This window comes from Bradyrhizobium sp. LHD-71, assembly GCF_031157255.1.
Lineage (GTDB): Bacteria > Pseudomonadota > Alphaproteobacteria > Rhizobiales > Xanthobacteraceae > P52-10.
This window is the reverse complement of sequence record NZ_JAVIFX010000055.1, coordinates 1-18,718: the sequence shown is the minus strand read 5'-3', so window position 1 is coordinate 18,718 and position 18,718 is coordinate 1. Positions and strand designations below refer to the sequence as shown.

At 61.6% G+C, this 18,718-nt stretch carries 18 protein-coding genes and 1 pseudogene; 7 read left to right on the top strand and 12 right to left on the bottom strand.

The features are described from left to right. Positions 1–283: 283 nt before the first annotated feature. A complete protein-coding gene (locus tag RCO31_RS34095; protein WP_308972843.1) occupies positions 284–1,753 on the bottom strand; it encodes a PAS domain-containing methyl-accepting chemotaxis protein in 1,470 nt (489 codons plus the stop codon). A 285-nt stretch (positions 1,754–2,038) separates the two neighbouring features. On the opposite strand from RCO31_RS34095, the gene RCO31_RS34090 reads away from it, so the two are divergent. The 5 genes from RCO31_RS34090 (at position 2,039) to RCO31_RS34070 (ending at position 7,063) form a co-directional block, all read left to right on the top strand. Then, positions 2,039–3,289: a cytochrome P450 gene (locus RCO31_RS34090; RefSeq protein ID WP_308972842.1), complete on the top strand. Its 1,251-nt coding sequence runs from the start codon at positions 2,039–2,041 to the stop codon at positions 3,287–3,289. Between the two features lie 109 nt (positions 3,290–3,398). Then, positions 3,399–4,580 (top strand): acyl-CoA dehydrogenase family protein, encoded by a 1,182-nt coding sequence (locus tag RCO31_RS34085; RefSeq protein ID WP_308972841.1) that lies wholly within the window; start codon positions 3,399–3,401, stop codon positions 4,578–4,580. A gap of 9 nt (positions 4,581–4,589) precedes the next feature. Then, a complete protein-coding gene (locus tag RCO31_RS34080) occupies positions 4,590–5,714 on the top strand; it encodes a CaiB/BaiF CoA-transferase family protein (protein ID WP_308972840.1) in 1,125 nt (374 codons plus the stop codon). Beyond that, on the top strand, positions 5,711–6,565 hold the full coding sequence (locus tag RCO31_RS34075; RefSeq protein WP_308972839.1) for a MaoC family dehydratase N-terminal domain-containing protein: 855 nt from the start codon (positions 5,711–5,713) through the stop codon (positions 6,563–6,565). Before RCO31_RS34080 ends, RCO31_RS34075 begins: the two co-directional genes overlap by 4 nt. A gap of 36 nt (positions 6,566–6,601) precedes the next feature. After that, positions 6,602–7,063 (top strand): GNAT family N-acetyltransferase, encoded by a 462-nt coding sequence (locus tag RCO31_RS34070; RefSeq protein WP_308972838.1) that lies wholly within the window; start codon positions 6,602–6,604, stop codon positions 7,061–7,063. A gap of 117 nt (positions 7,064–7,180) precedes the next feature. Here RCO31_RS34070 and RCO31_RS34065 read toward each other — a convergent pair whose 3' ends face one another. Then, complete coding sequence (locus RCO31_RS34065) at positions 7,181–8,281, bottom strand: LLM class flavin-dependent oxidoreductase (protein WP_308972837.1); 1,101 nt, start codon at positions 8,279–8,281, stop codon at positions 7,181–7,183. A 334-nt stretch (positions 8,282–8,615) separates the two neighbouring features. Between RCO31_RS34065 and RCO31_RS34060 the strand changes: the two genes are divergently transcribed. Next, a complete protein-coding gene (locus RCO31_RS34060) occupies positions 8,616–8,909 on the top strand; it encodes a GYD domain-containing protein (protein WP_308972836.1) in 294 nt (97 codons plus the stop codon). A gap of 43 nt (positions 8,910–8,952) precedes the next feature. Here RCO31_RS34060 and RCO31_RS34055 read toward each other — a convergent pair whose 3' ends face one another. From RCO31_RS34055 to RCO31_RS34045, 3 genes are read right to left on the bottom strand one after another with little or no spacing between them, the layout of a single operon-like run. Beyond that, positions 8,953–10,338, bottom strand: a complete 1,386-nt coding sequence (locus tag RCO31_RS34055; RefSeq protein ID WP_308972835.1) for a phosphatidylserine/phosphatidylglycerophosphate/cardiolipin synthase family protein — start codon at positions 10,336–10,338, stop codon at positions 8,953–8,955. Positions 10,339–10,383: 45 nt separating this feature from the next. Then, entirely contained in the window at positions 10,384–10,995 is a 612-nt protein-coding gene (locus RCO31_RS34050; RefSeq protein WP_308972834.1) for a 2-hydroxychromene-2-carboxylate isomerase, read from the bottom strand. A 9-nt stretch (positions 10,996–11,004) separates the two neighbouring features. After that, a complete protein-coding gene (locus RCO31_RS34045) occupies positions 11,005–11,751 on the bottom strand; it encodes an SDR family NAD(P)-dependent oxidoreductase (RefSeq protein WP_308972833.1) in 747 nt (248 codons plus the stop codon). A 127-nt stretch (positions 11,752–11,878) separates the two neighbouring features. Between RCO31_RS34045 and RCO31_RS34040 the strand changes: the two genes are divergently transcribed. Next, positions 11,879–12,328 carry a GNAT family N-acetyltransferase gene (locus RCO31_RS34040; protein WP_308972832.1) on the top strand — a complete coding sequence of 150 codons (450 nt, stop codon included), beginning with the start codon at positions 11,879–11,881 and terminating at the stop codon, positions 12,326–12,328. Here the strand turns inward: RCO31_RS34040 and RCO31_RS34035 are convergent. The 7 genes and pseudogenes from RCO31_RS34035 to RCO31_RS34005 all read right to left on the bottom strand — a co-directional run. Beyond that, positions 12,325–12,696 carry a DUF6481 family protein gene (locus RCO31_RS34035; RefSeq protein WP_308972831.1) on the bottom strand — a complete coding sequence of 124 codons (372 nt, stop codon included), beginning with the start codon at positions 12,694–12,696 and terminating at the stop codon, positions 12,325–12,327. The two genes, RCO31_RS34040 and RCO31_RS34035, sit on opposite strands and share 4 nt — an antisense overlap. A 130-nt stretch (positions 12,697–12,826) precedes the next feature. After that, positions 12,827–13,606 carry a thioesterase family protein gene (locus RCO31_RS34030; RefSeq protein WP_308972830.1) on the bottom strand — a complete coding sequence of 260 codons (780 nt, stop codon included), beginning with the start codon at positions 13,604–13,606 and terminating at the stop codon, positions 12,827–12,829. A 122-nt stretch (positions 13,607–13,728) separates the two neighbouring features. Next, positions 13,729–14,703, bottom strand: a complete 975-nt coding sequence (locus tag RCO31_RS34025) for a tripartite tricarboxylate transporter substrate binding protein (RefSeq protein WP_308972829.1) — start codon at positions 14,701–14,703, stop codon at positions 13,729–13,731. Between the two features lie 72 nt (positions 14,704–14,775). After that, a complete protein-coding gene (locus RCO31_RS34020) occupies positions 14,776–15,786 on the bottom strand; it encodes a tripartite tricarboxylate transporter substrate binding protein (protein ID WP_308972828.1) in 1,011 nt (336 codons plus the stop codon). A 31-nt stretch (positions 15,787–15,817) separates the two neighbouring features. Then, positions 15,818–16,807, bottom strand: coding sequence for a tripartite tricarboxylate transporter substrate binding protein (locus RCO31_RS34015; protein ID WP_308972827.1), 990 nt, complete (start codon positions 16,805–16,807; stop codon positions 15,818–15,820). A 134-nt stretch (positions 16,808–16,941) separates the two neighbouring features. Further along, the gene (locus RCO31_RS34010) at positions 16,942–18,162 is read right to left on the bottom strand and encodes an iron-containing alcohol dehydrogenase family protein (protein WP_308972826.1); all 1,221 of its coding nucleotides are present in this window, start codon (positions 18,160–18,162) and stop codon (positions 16,942–16,944) included. Positions 18,163–18,610: 448 nt separating this feature from the next. Continuing rightward, positions 18,611–18,718 (bottom strand): annotated as a pseudogene (locus RCO31_RS34005) (IS630 family transposase); the annotation flags it as partial.

The window sequence follows — 18,718 nt, the reverse complement described above, 5'->3', positions numbered from 1 at the left end:
TGCGAATTTCTGATCCATAAACGACACTAGAATCATAAACTTGCTAGTGTCCTGATCGAATCCGAAGTTCGCTCTGAGCTCGCTGCAAAGTACAGCGAACTTCGGATTCGGGACACTAGCGTCCGTCCCGCTTCTAACGTTCGCGGCATTTCATCTGCGAACATTAGAAGCGGGAGGAACGCTGGCAACTTTAAGTAACTAGTGCACTCTTTGGATTTTGACGTTCGTCCTGAGGACTCGCAGCAAATGCTGGTACGGACCTCGAATCCAGCGCATTAGCGCTTCAGGCAACAGCGCGCGAGGCTTCCTTGACCTTGCGGGTGGCCGTATTCACCGACTGCGCCGCGTTCGCGATCTCGGTCATGCTCGCATTGATGTCGTTGACGCCCTTCACCGCGACCTGCATGTTTTCCGAGATGTTTCGTGTCACCGAGGATTGCTCCTCGACCGATGCCGCAATCGCCGCGGAGATTTCGTTGATGCGCGAAATCGTCTGGGTGATCGTCTCGATCACATTGACCGCACTGGCGGTCGAATTCTGAACCTCGGCGATCTGGCCGCTGATCTCGTCGGTTGCTTTCGAGGTCTGCGTTGCGAGGCTCTTCACTTCGGACGCGACGACCGCAAAGCCGCGACCTGCTTCGCCCGCGCGCGCCGCTTCGATGGTCGCGTTCAGTGCCAGCAGGTTGGTTTGATCGGCGATACTGTTGATGAGTTTCACCACATCGCCAATCTTCTGCGCGGCCTGCGCCAGACCGGAGACGATCTGGTTGGTTTCGTTTGCCTGCTCGACCGCCTTGGTCGAGATCGAGAGCGCATCCGCCGCCTGTCGGCTGATCTCGCTGACCGACGCCGCCAGTTCCTCGGCGCCCGAGGCGACGGCCTGCATGTTTCCGGCAGTCTGGGTCGATGCCGCAGCTGCGGCCGACGCCTGGCCATTGGTCGAGGAGACCGCCTCGGTGATCTCGCCAAGATCGATATCGATGGCGCGCTGAGCCTCTGCGCGCTCAAGCCGGCGCTCGACCTGCTCGGTGATATCACTCGCGAACTTTACGATCTTGCAGAGCTTGCCGCCGGCATCCAAGATCGGATGATAGGATGCCTGCAGCCAGATGCGCCGGCCACCCTTGCCGATGCGCTCGAATTCGCCGACCTGATGCTTGCCGTTGCGCAGCCCCTCCCAGAAATCGCGGTACTCGCTCGAGTCACGCATGGTCTGCGGTACGAATATGCTGTGATGCTTGTCCTCAAGATCGGTGAGCGCATAGCCGACCGTCCTGATAAAGTTCTCGTTGGCCGTGATGATTGTCCCGTCGAGATTAAACTCGATAACGGCTTGCGCCTTGTGAATCGCCCTGACCTGGCCCTCGTAATTGACGCTGCGGGTTTTCTGACCGGTGATATCGGTCGCGAATGTCACAACCTTGTACGGCTTGCCATTCCTGCCGAGCAGCGGATTGTAGGAGGCCTGGATCCAGACCGGCCTGCCGTCCTTGGCGAGCCGCTTGTATTCGGCGGCCTGGAACTGGCCGCGACCGAGCGCGGCCCAGAATTCGCGATACTCGGCGCTCTCCTTTGCGGCCGGCTCGACGAAGAGACTGTGATGCTTCCCCTGAATTTCATCGAGTTTGTAGCCGAGAATGCGCAGAAAGTTCTCGTTGGCCGTGATAACCGCGCCGTTCAAACCGAATTCAACGACCGCCTGCGCCTTGCTCAGCGCATCCAACTTCGCATGTAATTCCCGTCCCAGCATCACCGCCAAAGCTCCCCAGATTAACCCCGGCACGGTTGTATTTGAACAAATTTAACCAACCTTTACGGACGTCCCACTTCGCCGTTTTTCTTTCCGATCGAGAGCCGATCGGAGGTTTGCGAACGCATCCGGAAAGGCAGAAAACACAGATCAGCATACCGAAAGCGGTCATCTGCGTGGCTTGCTCCGGTCAGCAATGGTGCCAATAATCGAACGACTGCTGCGCCAACAACAACGCGATCGTCCAAGGCAGCTCGACCGGATGATCGGTAAGGGATGAAGCCCATGCATGGCACGCTCAGCGCCAGAGAGGCGGAAGACCGCGCCTGGTCCATTCCGCTCAGCGAGATCAACGTCGGCGACCCAACGCTGTTCGCAACCGACAGCCACTGGCCCTACTTTGACCGCCTGCGCAAGGAAGACCCGATCCACTACTGCCGCGAGAGCGAATTCGGTCCCTACTGGTCGGTAACGAAGTACAACGACATCATGGAGGTCGAGACCAATCACCAGGTCTATTCGTCCGACTCCAGTCTTGGCGGCATCACCATTCGCGACTCCCGCCCTGATCTCCGCCGGCCGAGCTTCATCTCCATGGACCAGCCGCAGCACGGTCCCCAGCGCAAGACCGTCGCGCCGATGTTCACGCCGACGCATCTCGACAAGCTCGCTGTAACCATCCGTGAGCGCGCCTGCCTGATCCTGGACAACCTGCCGCGCAACGAAACCTTCGACTGGGTCGACAAAGTTTCGGTCGAACTGACCACGCAGATGTTGGCTACCCTGTTTGACTTCCCGTGGGAGGAGCGGCGGAAGCTGACCTACTGGTCTGATATTGCGACCGCAGTTCCCGGCGCCGGTATGATCGAGACTCTCGACGAGAAGCAGGTGATCCTCGAGGAGTGCGGCGATTATTTCAAGAAGCTCTGGGGCGAACGCATCAAGCAGCCGCCGAAGCACGATCTGTTGTCGATGATGGCCCACAGCGAAGCCACGCGACATATGAGCGAGCGCAATTTCCTCGGAAACCTGATCCTGCTGATCATCGGCGGCAACGATACCACCCGCAATTCGCTCTCCGGCGCGGTCTATGCCCTCAACAAGTTTCCGGAGCAATTCCGGAAGCTGAAGGAGAATCCGGGACTGGTGGAAAGCTTCGTGCCGGAGGTGATCCGCTGGCAGACGCCATTGTCGCACATGCGCCGCACCGCGCTTGCAGATACCGAACTGCGTGGCAAGGCTATCAAGCGCGGCGACAAGGTCGTGATGTGGTACGTCTCGGGTAATCGCGACGACGAGGTGATCGACAGCCCTTACGAGTTTGTCATCGATCGCAAGCGACCGCGCACGCATCTGTCGTTCGGCTTCGGTATCCACCGCTGCGTCGGCCTGCGGCTAGCCGAGTTGCAGCTGAAGATCGTCTGGGAGGAAATCCTCAAGCGATTCGACAATATCGAGCTGATGGACGAGCCGAAGCGAGTCTATTCCAGCTTCATCAAAGGCTACGAGCACCTGCCCGTCCGCATCGCGGCATAACGCCCTATACCAAAACGCCGAGACGGCTTTTCAACCCCTGCTTTTTCGGTGTAGCCCGGCCGGCAAGGCCGGGCTATTGCTTGGATCGAAGAAGGATGGAAACCCGCCAATGAATGCTGCGAGTGCCGAGGCCCAAGCCGTGCACGACAATCACCAGGACATCCGCGACGCAGTTGCCAAGCTTTGCGAGCAGTTCCCGGGCGAGTACTGGCGCAAGCTCGACCGTGAGATGGCCTATCCGACCGAATTCGTACAGGCGCTCACCCAGTCAGGCTATCTCGGCGTGCTGATCCCGGAGGAATACGGCGGGGCGGGTCTGAAGATTTCGGCGGGAACCGCGATCCTCGAAGAGGTCCACCGCGCTGGCTGCAATGCCGGTGCCTGCCACGCGCAGATGTATACAATGGGCACATTGCTGCGGCACGGCAGCGAGGCACAAAAGAAGCAGTGGCTCCCGCGCATCGCCAGCGGCGAGTTGCGGCTGCAGGCGTTCGGCGTCACCGAGCCCACCAGCGGCACCGACACGTCGTCGCTGAAGACGACCGCGAAGCGCGAGGGCGATCACTACGTGATTAACGGCCAGAAGATCTGGACCAGCCGCGCCGAACATTCTGATCTGATGATCCTGCTCGCGCGCACCACGCCGAAGGAACAGGCCGCGCGGCGTACCGACGGCCTGTCGGTATTCATTGTCGACATGAAAGCGGCGCGCGGCCACGGACTGACGATCCGCCCGATCCGCACCATGATGAACCACTCCACCACCGAGGTGTTCTTCGACAATCTGAAAGTGCCGGCCGAGAACCTGATTGGTGAGGAAGGCAAGGGCTTCCGTTACATCCTTTCGGGCATGAATGCTGAGCGCATCCTGATTGCCTCGGAATCGATCGGCGACACCAAGTGGTTCATCAAGAAGGCGACCGACTACGCCAACCAGCGCGTGGTGTTCGGCCGGCCGATCGGCCAGAATCAAGGTATCCAGTTTCCGATCGCGAAGGCCTATGCGTCGATGCGCGCCGCCGAACTGATGGTGCGCGAGGCTGTGCGCCTCTACGAAGCCGGCCTCGATTGTGGCGCCGAGGCAAACATGTCGAAAATGCTTGCAGCGGACGCGGCCTGGGAGGCGGCGAATGCCTGCGTGCAGACTCACGGAGGCTTCGCCTTTGCCGAGGAATACGACGTGGAGCGGAAGTTCCGCGAGACGCGGCTCTATCAGGTCGCGCCGATCTCGACCAATTTGATTTTGTCCTACATCGCCGAGCACATTCTCGGCATGCCGCGTTCGTACTGAGCCCCGCCGATGCTCCCCCTGGCAGGCATCACCGTCGTCTCGCTCGAGCAGGCCGTCGCCGCACCGTTCTGCGCGACACGTCTCGCCGATGCGGGCGCGACAGTCATCAAGGTCGAACGTCCCGAAGGCGATTTCGCTCGCGCCTATGACGCCAACATCAAGGGCCAGAGCAGCTATTTCGTCTGGCTCAACCGCGGCAAGAAATCCGTGACGATCGATCTGGCGAGCGACGAGGGCCGCAGGCAGCTCGAAACGCTGATCGCAGACGCAGACGTGCTGCTGCAGAACCTCAAGCCGGGTGCGCTCGAAAAACTCGGGTTTTCCCGCGAACGGTTGCGCAGGGACTATCCGAAACTGATCATGTGCTCGATCAGCGGCTATGGAGACAGCGGGCCTTACGCCCAGCGCAAGGCTTACGACCTGCTGATCCAGGCCGAAAGCGGCCTCTGTTCGGTGACTGGCAGCCCGGACGAAATGACCCGGGTCGGCATTTCTGTCGTCGATATTTCCACCGGCGCGACAGCCCACGCGGCGATCCTAGAGGCGCTGTTCGCGCGCTCACGGACGGGACAGGGCGCGGACATTCGGGTCTCGATGTTCGACGTGATGGCGGACTGGATGTCGGTGCCGCTCATGAATACCGAAGCTGGCAAGCCGCCGCCGCGCATGGGCCTTTCGCATCCCTCCATCGCCCCTTACGGCGCGTTCCGATCGAAAGACGGCAAGGACATCCTGATCTCCATCCAGAGCGAGCGGGAGTGGAAGGTCTTCTGCGCGATCGTCATGGAGATGCCGAAGCTGCCGGAAGATCCGCGCTTTGACAGCATGGTCGCGCGCGTGACGAACCGTGCGGCAACGGACAAAGCCGTCAGCGACCTGTTCGGATCTTTGACGCGCGACGAACTGATCGCGCGGCTGGACAAGGCAGACATCGCCTATGGCGAGGTCAACACGGCGCACGACCTGGCGTCGCACCCGCATCTGCGGCGTATCGAGGTCGACACGCCCGGCGGCCGGGTCGCCATGCCCGCGCCGGCGCCGATCGTCGTCGGCGAAAAGCGCAGCTACGGCGGCGTACCGGCGGTCGGTTCGGACACCGAATCCATCCTCAAGAAGGCAGGCAGCAAGACATGAGCGAAACCGCGAAACTCGATCTCGATCACTTGCGCAAGTGGATCGGCAAGGTCGAAGAAGCCGCCGACGTCGTTACGGCGCGGATGGTGCAGGGCCTGCGCGCGACGCTTTTCCTTGATCCTGGAGAGCCGAAGACCGGCGACCCGGCGCCTCTGACGATGCATTGGTGCTACATGCTGCCAATCGTCGCCGCGGCCGAGATCGGCCCCGACGGGCATCCTGCCCGCGGCGGCTTCCTGCCGCCGGTACCGTTGCCACGCCGGATGTGGGCCGGCGGCCAGACAGTGTTCACTGACGTGCTGCGTGTCGGCGATGCTGTTACCCGTCAGTCCAAAATCTCCAACGTGGAACTGAAGACCGGAAGCACCGGTTCCCTCTGCTTCGTTACCGTCGATCATACCTACGCGACACCACGCGGCGTGGCGCTGACGGAAACACAGAACATCGTCTATCGCGATCCGCCGCCGGCCGACGGCAAGCCGCCTTCTCCGCCCCCGACGGCGCCCAAGGCGCCACATTCGAAGCCGCTGACCGCCGATCCCGTGCTGCTGTTTCGCTATTCAGCGCTGACCTTCAATGGCCATCGCATCCATTATGACCGTCCCTATGTGACAGGCGTCGAAGGCTATCCGGGTCTCGTCGTGCACGGACCGCTGCAGGCGGCGCTCCTGCTCGAATACGCAATCGAGCTTCGCGGCGGCGTGCCTCCGAAAAGCTTCATCCATCGCGGCGTCAATCCACTGTTCGACGGTCCCCTTACCCTCAATGCGCAGCCGACAGCGGACGGGTTCGAGCTCTGGACGGCCAATCCCGCCGGCGCTGCCTGCATGAAAGCCGGCGCATCCTGGTGAGGACTGGTTCCGGGTGAGCCTGAAGGACGCCGCGCCATGAGCTTCACGACAAAGCGGCTTGATGTCGGCGATCTCGACCAGATGAAGGACCTGCTGCGATTGTTCGGCGAGGTCTTCGGCGAGCCCGGCACTTTTCAGGGGGCGCCGCCGAGCGATGGATATCTAGTCGCGCGACTGCGCGACGAGACCTTCTCCGCCGTGGTGGCGCTCAATCCGGACGGCATGGTCATCGGCGGTCTTGCGGCCTATGAACTGAAGAAGTTCGAGCAGGAGCGAAGCGAGATCTATATCTACGATCTCGCCGTTCACGCCGACCATCGGCGAAAGGGCGTGGCGACCGCGCTGATCCGCCGCCTTGGCGGGATCGCTCGCGAATGCGGCGCCTGGGTCATGTTCGTGCAGGCCGACATCGGCGAGGAAGACGAAGCGGCCAACGCGCTATACAGAAGCCTTGCCTCCGAAATGATCGTCGCCAACCATTACGATATTGCGCCGTAAGCGTCGTTGTAAACGGCCTGTAGCCCGGATGAGCGAAAGCGACATCCGGGGATACTTGCCGCAGGCTTGGACCCGGGTGTCGCTGCGCTCACCCGGGCTACAGTTCTTCGCTATTCCCTACTCCGCTGCAACGCCGCGGGTCTTGTCGCGTTCAGCGACCAGCTTGCGCACCAGCGGCATCAGCTCGCGACCATACTCGATGCAGTCGATGAGCGGGTCGAAGCCGCGGATCAAGAAGATGTCCACGCCGAGGTCGTAATATTCGAGCAGCGACTCTGCGACCTGCTGCGGCGTACCGACCAGTGATGTCGAGTTGCCGCGTGCATCGGTGAGCGCTGCCATGCCGGTCCACAGCCGCTTGTCGAGCCGCTCGCCCTTGGCCGCGAGTGCCAGCAGTCGCTTCGAACCTTCATTGGCAGGGCCGCCTGCCTTGCGTGCAAATCCGGTCTTATTTTGTACCGCCTTCGCCCGTTCGAGCAGGGCTTCCGCCTTTGCCCAGGCCTTCTCTTCGGTGTCGGCGAGGATCGGCCGGAACGAGAGGCTGAAGCGCGGCGCAGGGCGACCCTGCTTGGCGCAGGCGGCTTTCACCCGTGCGATGATGTTGCGTACTTCGTCGTAGGTTTCGCCCCAGAGCGCAAACACGTCCGCATGGTGGCCAGCCACCTCGATCGCCGCATCGGATGCACCGGCAATGAACACCGGGATCCCGTTGCGCTGATACGGCTTGATCTGCGAGAAGCCGCCCTTCACCTGATAGTACTTGCCGTTGTAGTCGAACGGCTTCTCGCTGGTCCATTCAGCGCGCACGACGTCGAGGAATTCGCGCGTGCGGACGTAGCGCTCGTCCTTGTCGTCGATTGTGTTGCCATCCTGCGCAAGCTCGGTCGAGTCGCCGCCGGTGATGACGTTCAGCGAGATGCGCCCCCTGGTCAGGTGATCCAGCGTCGCGAACTGCCGGGCAAACAGAGTAGGCGCGGTGAAACCCGGCCGTTGCGCGATGAACACGTTCAGCCGCTCAGTCGCGTAGGCGACATGTTGCCCGACCTGCAGACAGTCGGGCAGCGTTGCATGGAACGCCAGCAGCGCGCGGTCGAAGCCGGCATACTCATGCGCCTTCGCAAGCGTCTCGATGTGGGTGACGTCGAGCAGCGGGCCCGAACGCGGCGTGGTCTCGGACGAGTTGTTGTTGCCGATGAAGCCGATGAACTCGACCGACATTGTTGCTCTCCGTTTCTCTGCCTCGTCAGTGCGACCTGCGCCGGCCGCAGCTTTGATGGTGCCGCAGCAGCCGACAAACATGCTGGATCCATCACTATGATGGGGCTGGCAGGCCGGTCGGTCAATGAAAGGAGCCCTTCATAGTTCGGCAAAAAACGATGCAGACATCCCGTCTTTGCAGCGCAACAGAGGCGATGCGCCCTGGTGACCACGCCTAGTCAAGGTCCTCATCTTGGCGGCGCTACCGAACGTCGCGTGATCGGCAAAGTGATTGGCTCCGCGCCGGTCGCGAGACTAGGCTCCTCCGTGGGAAGTCTCCAAAAGGAGGTGCACCATGGCGACCTATATCATGCTCGCAAGTTTCACCGACCAGGGGATACGCAACGTCAAGGACACGATCAAGCGCGCCGAAGCCTTCAAGGATCTCGCCAAGGATTCCGGCGCCACCGTCAAGGACATCTACTGGACGCTTGGTCAGTACGATGTTGTTGCGATCGCCGACGCTCCCGACGAGATGACGATGACCGCCCTCGGACTGGCCCTTGGCAAGAGCGGCAATGTGCGAACACAGACACTGCGCGCCTTCTCGCAGGCCGACATGAACACGATCCTGGCAAAGGTCGTCTAGGCCGGTCAGCTATGACGGCAACGCACGGACACCGGCGGCGACCTCAACTCGCATAGGTCGCGGGATTGAGCTTGAAAGCGAGCCCCTGCCAGGCAACATCGCCCGCGGCTCGGCGTCTGGCGTTGGCATCCGCGGTCGCAGCGAACAGGCGTAACGCATCGGCGGCGCCGAGCTGCGAGGTGTCGTGCGCAAGGTGCTCTTCGAACAGATCGCAGCGCAGCGCCTTGACCGCCGCCGCGTTCTGGAAGCTGATATTCAACTCGGTCTGGCTACGGAACGAGCGATCGGCAAAATTCGTCGAACCTATCGTCGCGAAGATATCATCGACCAGCATCAGCTTGCCGTGGACGTAAACATCGCAACGTGATCCGTCCGGCATCAGACCGGCAAGACCCGCAAGTGTGAAATTCTTATGCGTGCCGCAGGCCGCGATCAGATCGAAGGTCGGCTGGTGCTCCGGTCGTTCCCGAAACTGCCGCATGTGATGCTCGCCCTGCGCGGGCACGACTGCAGCGACCTGCACGCCGCGCTGCAAGGCCCGCTTCAACCGAGCGATCATCGCCGGCGAACTGAAGGCCTGGTTTTCGATGTAGATCGCGTGCCGTGCGGCGTCGATGGCGCGTGCGTATTGGTCCTCAACCGAGAATTCGCCGCCTGCGATATCGAACGGCCCGTCACGCAACGCCCAAAGACCATCCGCGTAACATCCATTGGGGATCGTACGCTGGATCTGAGCCGTAACGGCACCACGTGGCGACGACAACCGCGACGGCAGCGGCAGCGTATCAGTGTGCAGGTGGCCGAACAGCCCGTCGTCCTTGTGCCGCTCGCTGGCCTCGTTCCAGCGCTGGACGAAGTTATGATGGACGTCGGTGGCGCAGGGACCGGCGATCTCCGCATAGGCGTCATGATCTTGAGACTTACCGTCAAGGCAGACATGGCCACGCGTCGACACGGCCGACGGTTTCAGGTTCATCCCGCCGACGAAGGCAACCTCTGAGTCGTAGCCGGCATCGACGATCCAGCTCTTTTGATGATGGAACGACCATACCGGCGTCGAATCCCAGCGCACGCGCAAGCGCGAGCCGCGGCTCTCCAGCCACAGGCGCTGCTCGGGCGTTCCCTGAAACACCATATGGCGGGGAAACGGTCCTTCCACTGTGTGCCGGTAGAAAATCACCCGCACGTCGACGCCGCGCCCGGCGGCCGCATCGAGCACGTCGAACAACGATCCACGGCCATCGGGCATGCGAAACGCATCCCAGATCCATGCGACCGTCAGCCAGACGCTGTGCTGTGCGGTTTCAACCGCCTTGCAGATGCGGCGGAATGCCGGCTCGCCGTCGATCAGCGGATGCACCAGATTTCCCGCGCGAACGGGATAAGAGCCAGCATCTGCAAAGGGAATTGGATAATCGCCGGGCGGCATTGCGATCTTTGCTTCCGGCGCATTTTCCCGCGGATCGCACTCCGCTCACGCCGCTTTGGTTTCGACAATCATCTCTTCTACATCGCGCAGGCGATCCTTGCCAAAGAAGATCTCGTCGCCGACGAAGAAGGTCGGCGAGCCAAAGCAGCCGCGCTCGACCGATTTCTGCGTGTTGGCGAGGAGCTTGTCTTTCACCGCCTGATCCTGGATCAGCGCCGTCAGCCTGTCGGCGTCGAAATCACATTCCTTCCACGTCGCCGTGACGACGGCCGGATCGTCCATCTTGCGCGGTTCGGCCCACATGAAGCGATACATCTGGTCGATGTAACGTGAGAAGATCCCGAGCTGTTCGGCCGCGACTGCACCGCGCATCAGCATCAGCGTATTGACCGGAAAGTTCGGGTTGAACGCGAAGTTCCTGATGCCGTGCTTCTTGATGAAGCGCTGCATCTCCAGCTTGCCGTATTCCCCCTTGTTCTTCACGCCGGCCGTGGTTTCAGCGGGTGAGCGGTTGTTCGTCGCCTTGAAGACGCCGCCGAGCAGGACGGGCACATACTCAAATTTGACGCCCGTGCGCTTTTCGATGTCGGGAATAACGAGGTGGGCGAGGTAAGCGTTCGGCGAACCGAAATCAAAGTGAAACTCGACCTTGGACATGGCTTCACCTCACCATTTTTCGCCGAAGGGGCGGATCTCGTGCTCGAAGCTCCAGGCGTCGCGCGGCTGCTGATAAAGCTGCCAATACGCGTCGGCGATCGCTTCGGGCCGCATCAGCCGGTCCGGCGGCAGCTTCTCCAGCGCCTTTTCGCCTTCGCGCGCCTTGATGCGCTCGCGCACGAAGGCAGTATCCACGCCGGCATCGATGATCAGGTGCGCGACGTGGATATTCTTCGGCCCAAGCTCGCGAGCGGCGCTCTGCGCCAGCGCGCGCAAGCCGAATTTCGCGCTGGCGAACGCCGCATAGCCGACGCCTCCGCGCAGGCTGGCAGTCGCACCGGTGAAGAAGATCGCGCCCTTCCCGCGCGGCAGCATCAGCCGCGCCGCTTCGCGACCAGCAAGAAAGCCGCCGTAGCAGGCCATCTCCCAGACTTTTCGGAACACGCGCTCGGTGGTTTCGGTGAAGGGGAAATTGACGTTGGCACCGACGTTGAAGATGCAGACCTCAAGCGGGGCATGAGCGTCGGCATCCCTCAAGAACGCCATGACCTCGTCTTCCTTGCGTCCGTCTAGGGCCCGTCCTATCGCTTTTCCACCGGCGGCCTCGATCTCGGCGACGAGCGGGGCGAGCTTGTCGCCGTTGCGGCGTCCGGCGAAGACGGTGAAGCCTTCCGCGGCGAATTTCTTTGCGATCGCCCCGCCGATGAAATCACCGGCGCCGATAATAGCGGCGGTCGCGCGTCGATCGGCGGCCATGGGGTTTCCCTTCATTGTTGTTGGCCGTTAGCATGATGATCATCATTCAGTCCGTCAAGGACATTCGCGCCTGCCTTTGCACGCCAAGACACCTGCCCAGTGCACCTCGACCTGTTAGTCTGAGATCATGCATCTGCGCCCTGCCCGCCCTGATGAAGCCGCGCTATTGACGGAACTTTGCCTGCGCTCGAAGGCCGTTTGGGGCTATGACGAGGCATTCATGCTGGCATGCGCGGCCGAGCTGACGCTGACACCGGCCGACTGCGCGACATCTTCCGTGCAAGTGGCGGTCGAAGGTGACGAAATTGCCGGCGTCGTCCAAGTCGCTATCGAGGGCGACGAGGCCGATTTGACTAAGCTGTTCATTGCGCCCTCGACGATGCGTAACGGCGCAGGTCGCAGGCTGTTCGATTGGGCAGCCCACACCGCGCGGCAAAACGGCGCGAAATGGTTGCGTATCGAAGCGGATCCGGGCGCGGCCGGGTTCTACCGGCGGATGGGGGCAATCGACGACGGCGTCACGCCGTCAGGCAGCATTCCAGGCCGCTTCCTGCCGCGGCTCAAATACAGGCTCTAGCGCTTCTTGGCTCGGGCCTTGCGGGCGGCGTACTTGGCGTCGCGCTCGGCCTTCTTCTGCGCTTCTTCTTCCTTTTCGCGCTCTTCGCGTTCGGTGCGCTCACGATCCTTGCGGTCGAGCTCTTCCTGCAAACGTCGCGCAGCCTCTTGCCGCTCGAGCTCGGCCAACCGCTCCTTCTCCGCCAGTTCGGCCTGCTTGGCGGCCTCGCGCTCGGCACGTGCGGCGAGGATCGCCTCCCGCTCCTTCTTGCGCGCCTCGTATTCAGGATCGCCCGGGCCCGGCTTCGCCTTAAACTTCTCCAGCAGCGCCTTCCTGGCTTCCATGGCCGCGCGCTGGCGGTCGTCAAGCTTTGGGTCCTTGAAGCCCATCTTCGGTCAATACCTCTCGGGGGAAATCTTGGGAGTTGATTTGCCGCGCGCGGCCGCGTTTTTCAAGAGGCGAATGCCTGCTTTTTTGCCGACCGCGGATTGCAGTGAGGTCGCACTTGGTGCGAAAAACTCAGCGCCCCCGCGGTTCAATCAGGATGCTTTGTGCGGCGCGGCCGAAATATCCTTGTGCGTCGCCTAGTCTGGCGCACGCGATCCCGCTGCCATCGGGGCCGAGCCATGTCTCGGCATCAAGCAAAATCCAGTCCCCCACCGGATCGCGCGCAAGGCTGACCGAAAGATCGCCGTTGATAAAGGTCCATGAGCGGAAATCGAGCACCGACGAGGCGCCGTTGCAGAAGTCCGCAGCAATCGCGGCTCGCATCGCCGCAGAATTCGACCGACCGTCGATGATCGACCGTTCGACGCGAAACCAGACCGCTCCGGGGCCCGGCTCGTTGAAGCCGCCCTTGACCACGCGCATGGTGAGACAGGCCATAAACGGATTGTCGGTGATTTTTCCTTTGGCCAGATGCCCGCTGGCGGCCGGCGGCAACGCGACCGGCTCGTCGCTGACATTACCGGGCAGCTCATAGGGCTCGCGCCGGATCTTCAGCACGGTTCCGCGTACGGCCAGCTTGCCATCGGCAATCAAATCGATGCTGCAGAGCTGGATCTTCCGTCCCTCGCGGAGCACCTCTGTCTTGATCTGAAGCGGCGCGACCGGTATCGGACGCATCAAATCGACCGTCAGCCGCGCGACCCGCATCGGTACCGCCGTCGGCACTGTTTCCGCCACGGCGACGATCAGCGCCGACGGGGCCGAACCGTGCTGCATCTTCGGATCCCACGGTCCACCGGCCATGGGTCCGGTGACGACGTGCGAGCCTTCGAGCCGGTAAACGGTATCCATCGGAGTCCTGCAGTTTTGCGTTCGAGCGGCTTAGTGGAAGCGGCTTGCATCGACAAGTCGTGCACAAGGCGCAGATGCGATCTGCGCCTTGTGCGAATTGCCTTCTAGACTGGGCCGGGCCGTCACTCCAGCTTCACATTCGCCGCCTTGATCACCTCTCCGTTCGCGGCGAGGTCAGTCCTGAGAAATGCCGCCATTTCCGCGGTCGTCTGCAGCGGCACGTTGACGCTGATCTCACGCATCCGTGCCTTCATGTCGTCAGTGCCGGCAATTTCGACGATCCTGGCGTTGAATTTCTCGATGACATCCTTTGGTGTCCCGGCGGGCGCATGGATCGAGTACCAGATTGGAACATCGGCATTCGGCAGGCCGACCTCGGTCAACGTCGGCGTATCGGGAAAATCCGGCGAGCGGGTCGGATAGTTGATATTGAGCAGCGTCAGCTTGCCGGCCTTCACATGCGGCAGCACGTTGATCTCATTCATCATCTGCACATTCCCGGGCAGAAGGTCGTTCAGCGCGTCGGCACTGCCACGATAGGGCACATGAGTAATGTCGATGCCTGCCTTGTACTTCAACATTTCGATACGCATGTGCGCCGAACTGCCGAGCCCGGCCGATCCGTAGTTCAACTTGCCGGGATTCTTCTTTGCGTAGTCCACCATCTCCTTGAAGGTCTTAATGCCGGTCGTCGGGTGAATGACAAATCCGCAGACCAGGTCGCCGACGCGTCCCACCGGCGCGAAGTCCTTTTGCGGATCATAAGGCAACTGACGCAAGCCCGACAGCACCGTCAAAGGACCGTTCGGGGTCAGCAGGAAAGTGTAGCCGTCCGGCGCCGATTTCGCCGCCGCTTCGGTGCCGATCATGCCGCCCGCGCCGCCACGATTATCGATGACGAAAGGCTGGCCGAATGCCTGGCTGAGCTTGTCCGCCCAGGGCCGCCCGATCAGGTCGGTCGCCCCGCCGGGCGCATAGGGCAGGATCAGCTTCACCGGCTTGTTCGGCCAGGCGGTCGCCTGCGCCGAGGCCCGTGCGATGGAAAAGCTCCCGATCGCAGCGGCTCCCGACAGCTTCAGGAAATCGCGACGCTTCATGCTCAGCCTCCCAATGGAATTTCTTATGAATTCTCCACCCGCGCTACCGCCGCGGCCAGCGGTCGCTCGCGCCTATTCGAGCTTCACCTTGGCCACCTTGATCAGCTCGGCGTTCGTTGCAAAGTCGTTCTTCATGAACGCGGCGATCTCTTCCGGCGTCTGCAGCGGCACGTCGGCTGAGACTTCGCGCATCCGCTGCTTCATTTCGTCGGTCGCAGCGATCTCGCGCATCTTGGCATTCAGCTTGTCGATAATGCCCTTCGGCGTTCCCTTGGGCGCGAAGCTGCAATACCAGATCGGCTCGTCGGCGCCGGCAACACCAAGTTCGGTCAGCGTCGGCGCGTTAGGGAACTCCACCGAGCGTCTTGGATTGTTGATGTTGAGCAAGATCAGCTTGCCGGCCTTCACATGCGGCAGCACGTTGATCTCGTTCATCATCTGGATGTTGCCGGGCAACAGATCGTTCAGCGCATCGGCGCTGCCGCGATAAGGCACGTGGGTGATGTCGATGCCGGTCTTGTGCTTCAGCATCTCGAGCCGCATGTGCGTGCCGGTCGCAAGACCCGCTGAACCGTAGTTGAGCTTGCCCGGATTCTTCTTCGCGTACTCGATCATCTCGGCGAACGTCTTCGGGCCGACAGACGGGTGAATGACGAAGCCGCAGACGAGATCGCCGATTCGCCCCACAGGCACCAGGTCACTGGTCGCGTCATACGGCGCCTGACGAAGGCTCGGAATGATCGTCAGCGGCCCGTTCGGCGTCATCAGCAGCGTATAGCCGTCCGGCGCCGACTTGGCCGCCGCCTCGGTCCCGATCATGCCGCCTGCGCCGCCGCGATTATCGATGACAAAGGGCTGGCCGAATGCCTGGGCGAGCTTGTCGGCCCAGGGTCGGGCGATCATGTCGCTCGCCCCTCCAGGCGCATAGGGAACGACGATCTTGACTGGCTTGTTCGGCCAGGACGCCTCCTGCGCCGACACATAGGGCGCAGCCACACCACTGAGCGCGGCCGCACCGGCCAGGCTCAGGAATTCACGACGCTTCATTCCGACTTCATCTCCCTTGTCATCTTGCCCGGTCATTGGGTCTTATCCGTGCCCGCGGCCCGCCGGATCACTCCAGCTTGATATTCGCCGCCTTGATGACCTCCTGGTTGGCCTTGATGTCATTCTTCAGGAATTCGACCATCTGTGCCGGCGTCTGGAACGGCAGGTCGACGCTGAGCTTGGTCATCGTCGCCTGCATGTCCGCTGTCTTGCCGATCTCGATGACCTTGGTGTTGAACGCCTGAATGATATCCGTCGGCGTGCCCGCCGGCGCCTGGATCGAATACCAGCTCGGAACGTCCGAATTCGGATAGCCGAGCTCTGTCAGCGTCGGGATGCCGGGCCATTCCGACGAGCGTTTCGATGCGTTGAGATTGAGCAGGGTCAGCTTGCCTGCACGAACGTGCGGCAGCGGATTGATCTCGTTCATCATATGAATACTGCCGGCCAGAAGATCGTTCAGCGCATCAGCGCTGCCACGATACGGCACGTGCAGGATCTCGACCTTGGCGCGATAATTCAGCATCTCCACACGCATGTGGGTCGAGGTGCCGAGGCCGGCCGAACCGAAGGTGAGCTTGCCGGGATTCTTCTTCGCGTAATCGAGCATCTCCGCAAACGTCTTCACGCCGACCGACGGATGAATGACGAAGCCCGAGATCAGATCGCCGACCCGGGCCACCGGCGTGAAACTTGTGAGCGGATCGTAAGGCACCTGCCGCAAGGTCGGCAGGATGTTCAGCGGCGCCGACGGCGTCAGCAAGAAGGTGTAGCCATCGGCAGGCGCCTTCGACACGGCCTCGGTGCCGATCATACCGCCCGCCCCGCCACGATTCTCGATGATAAAGGGGTGGCCGAACGCTTGGCTCAGCTTGTCGGCCCAGGGCCGACCGATCAGGTCGGTGGCGCCGCCCGGCGCGTAGGGAAGGATCAGCTTGACCGGCTTGTTCGGCCAGGCCGTCGCCTGCGCCGAAGCCGCGGATACCGAAGCAATGGATGCCGACAAGCCGCCGGCTGCGGCTGCCACAGCGGCTTTTAGAAAGTCGCGACGCCTCATGACGCAAATCCTCCGGATGATGTGGTGGCGGTTGGCCCGCCCTTGTTTTTGTTCTGTTCCTCGATGCGATCACCAACGCATTGTATTGTCAACGGTATTCGCCTGCGCGCACCGCCATGGAAGGCGACTGCGCGCTACCAGGTAGCGTCCAGCACCTCGCGCAGCAATTCCTTCTCCTTGACGAATTCCTGCTTGGGATCGGCATTGAAGTTCTTCAGCGAGGCGTTGAGGATATTCTCGGCGCTTGCCCGCGGAACATCGAGTTGGGACAGGTTCACGGGCATGCCGATCGAGGCAAATACCTTCTCCAGTTCGTCCGCGGCGCGAAATGGTGCTTCCGCCACCGGATCTCCCTTCTTCCAGACACCGAGCGCACTGGCGATCGCGCACATCTCCGCCGGATCGCGCGAGCCCAACCGCCGCATCACCGCCGGCGTCATCGCACAATGCGCCGCGCCCTGTGACACGTGCTCGTGCAGATTGAACAGGCTCGCGGCAAACGCATAGACGACCCTGCTCACCCAGTGACGTACGGATCCGCCGCCATCGTCGACTTCCCTGTTTTGCAGGAACGTCGCGATGCACAGGTCGGTGCGGGCCGCGGCGTCGCGCGGATCTTTCAGTCGCGGCAGCGCACCGCTAACGATCTCGAACACCTGACGACGGGCGAGATCTGCAAGCGGCGTCGCGTGCGTATAACCCATGTTCATGATGGCTCGCCAGTAGATCGCGCCGCCCGAGGCGCAAACCATCGAGACCGGCGCAGTCAGCAGCGCGTCCTGATCCCAGAACAGCGCCACGGGGCGCGTTTTCGGATCGAAGAATTCCATCCGGCCTGCGTGGCCCTGCTTCTTCATCGGCGAGCCAGCGCGATTCTGCGCCGACGAACCCGCAGTCAGGATGTTGATGATTGGCAGCTTCGGCGCCATCAATCTCGGACTGATCGCCGGCATGCCGGGCGGATATTGCGTGATGAGCTTTTCGACCGGCTCCTTCTCGGCAAGCAGGATGGCGACGATGCGCGTCCCTTGAATCACGCTGCCTGCGCCGATCGCGATCAGGAGATCGGCGCCGGCCTCACGCGCCTTGTCGCGCGCCGCGATCACGTTCTCATAGGGCGTGTCCTTGCCGATCTCGTCATACATGCCGGCAAAATTTTCGCCGAGCAGATCGCGCACGCGCGCGACCAGCGGCGTGTTGCGCGACACCGAACGTCCGCAAATGATGAATGCGCGCTTGGCGCGGTTGCGTCCCAGCTCCGACGGCAGGTTCTCAAGCGCATCCTTGCCGCTGTAGACGCGGACCGGATAACTCACGAGGCGGAAGTCGTGTGTATGCGTGACAGTTTCGTTCATCGACTTGTTTTCTTCTTGTTGCGCTAGTGTCTCGAATCCGAAGTTCGCCAGACTTCGCAGCACCCTTCGAGCGAGCTTCGGATTCGATCAGGACACTAGCAAAGTTTTTATTGTCATTCATGGTTCAGAAATTCGCTCCTCGGACGCGCAGCAAATGATGGAGCGAATTTCTGAACCGCGACACTGGAGGGCGGGACTTTCAAATTGACTGCACGAGCAGGCACCGTGACCTGCACGCGCGAAGATTAGGCCAGATGGGTTAGGCTAACAATCCTGCTCGATTTGTCGCGGTATTCGGCCGCTTGGCTATGTGCGCTAAGTCTTTGACGTATAATACGAAAAACTTCACACTCGCCGTACGACCGGGTGCCTTTTTCTCGCCTTGCCGACAGCCCCCGACTGTGACCGACCTGCAATAGCGGCAGCAACACACTGCGACTAGAGCATTTCACATTTTGACTGAAGCGTAACCGGCGTTGGCGAAGTAGTTGGCGCATTCGCGAGGCTGGATCGCCTCGCCGAGGTTGCCGATATGGCGCCAAGTGTCCTCGACGGT

What these genes read in the sequence shown, in the direction of transcription:
- RCO31_RS34090 (WP_308972842.1), top strand. Translation starts at nt 2,039, where the DNA reads ATGCATGGCACGCTCAGCGCCAGAGAGGCGGAAGACCGCGCCTGGTCC.
- RCO31_RS34050 (WP_308972834.1), bottom strand. Translation starts at nt 10,995, where the DNA reads ATGTCCAAGGTCGAGTTTCACTTTGATTTCGGTTCGCCGAACGCTTAC.
- RCO31_RS34075 (WP_308972839.1), top strand. Translation starts at nt 5,711, where the DNA reads ATGAGCGAAACCGCGAAACTCGATCTCGATCACTTGCGCAAGTGGATC.
- RCO31_RS34025 (WP_308972829.1), bottom strand. Translation starts at nt 14,703, where the DNA reads ATGAAGCGTCGCGATTTCCTGAAGCTGTCGGGAGCCGCTGCGATCGGG.
- RCO31_RS34030 (WP_308972830.1), bottom strand. Translation starts at nt 13,606, where the DNA reads ATGGATACCGTTTACCGGCTCGAAGGCTCGCACGTCGTCACCGGACCC.
- RCO31_RS34020 (WP_308972828.1), bottom strand. Translation starts at nt 15,786, where the DNA reads ATGACCGGGCAAGATGACAAGGGAGATGAAGTCGGAATGAAGCGTCGT.
- RCO31_RS34070 (WP_308972838.1), top strand. Translation starts at nt 6,602, where the DNA reads ATGAGCTTCACGACAAAGCGGCTTGATGTCGGCGATCTCGACCAGATG.
- RCO31_RS34065 (WP_308972837.1), bottom strand. Translation starts at nt 8,281, where the DNA reads ATGTCGGTCGAGTTCATCGGCTTCATCGGCAACAACAACTCGTCCGAG.
- RCO31_RS34015 (WP_308972827.1), bottom strand. Translation starts at nt 16,807, where the DNA reads ATGAGGCGTCGCGACTTTCTAAAAGCCGCTGTGGCAGCCGCAGCCGGC.
- RCO31_RS34055 (WP_308972835.1), bottom strand. Translation starts at nt 10,338, where the DNA reads ATGCCGCCCGGCGATTATCCAATTCCCTTTGCAGATGCTGGCTCTTAT.
- RCO31_RS34060 (WP_308972836.1), top strand. Translation starts at nt 8,616, where the DNA reads ATGGCGACCTATATCATGCTCGCAAGTTTCACCGACCAGGGGATACGC.
- RCO31_RS34045 (WP_308972833.1), bottom strand. Translation starts at nt 11,751, where the DNA reads ATGGCCGCCGATCGACGCGCGACCGCCGCTATTATCGGCGCCGGTGAT.
- RCO31_RS34040 (WP_308972832.1), top strand. Translation starts at nt 11,879, where the DNA reads ATGCATCTGCGCCCTGCCCGCCCTGATGAAGCCGCGCTATTGACGGAA.
- RCO31_RS34085 (WP_308972841.1), top strand. Translation starts at nt 3,399, where the DNA reads ATGAATGCTGCGAGTGCCGAGGCCCAAGCCGTGCACGACAATCACCAG.
- RCO31_RS34080 (WP_308972840.1), top strand. Translation starts at nt 4,590, where the DNA reads ATGCTCCCCCTGGCAGGCATCACCGTCGTCTCGCTCGAGCAGGCCGTC.
- RCO31_RS34095 (WP_308972843.1), bottom strand. Translation starts at nt 1,753, where the DNA reads ATGCTGGGACGGGAATTACATGCGAAGTTGGATGCGCTGAGCAAGGCG.
- RCO31_RS34010 (WP_308972826.1), bottom strand. Translation starts at nt 18,162, where the DNA reads ATGAACGAAACTGTCACGCATACACACGACTTCCGCCTCGTGAGTTAT.
- RCO31_RS34035 (WP_308972831.1), bottom strand. Translation starts at nt 12,696, where the DNA reads ATGGGCTTCAAGGACCCAAAGCTTGACGACCGCCAGCGCGCGGCCATG.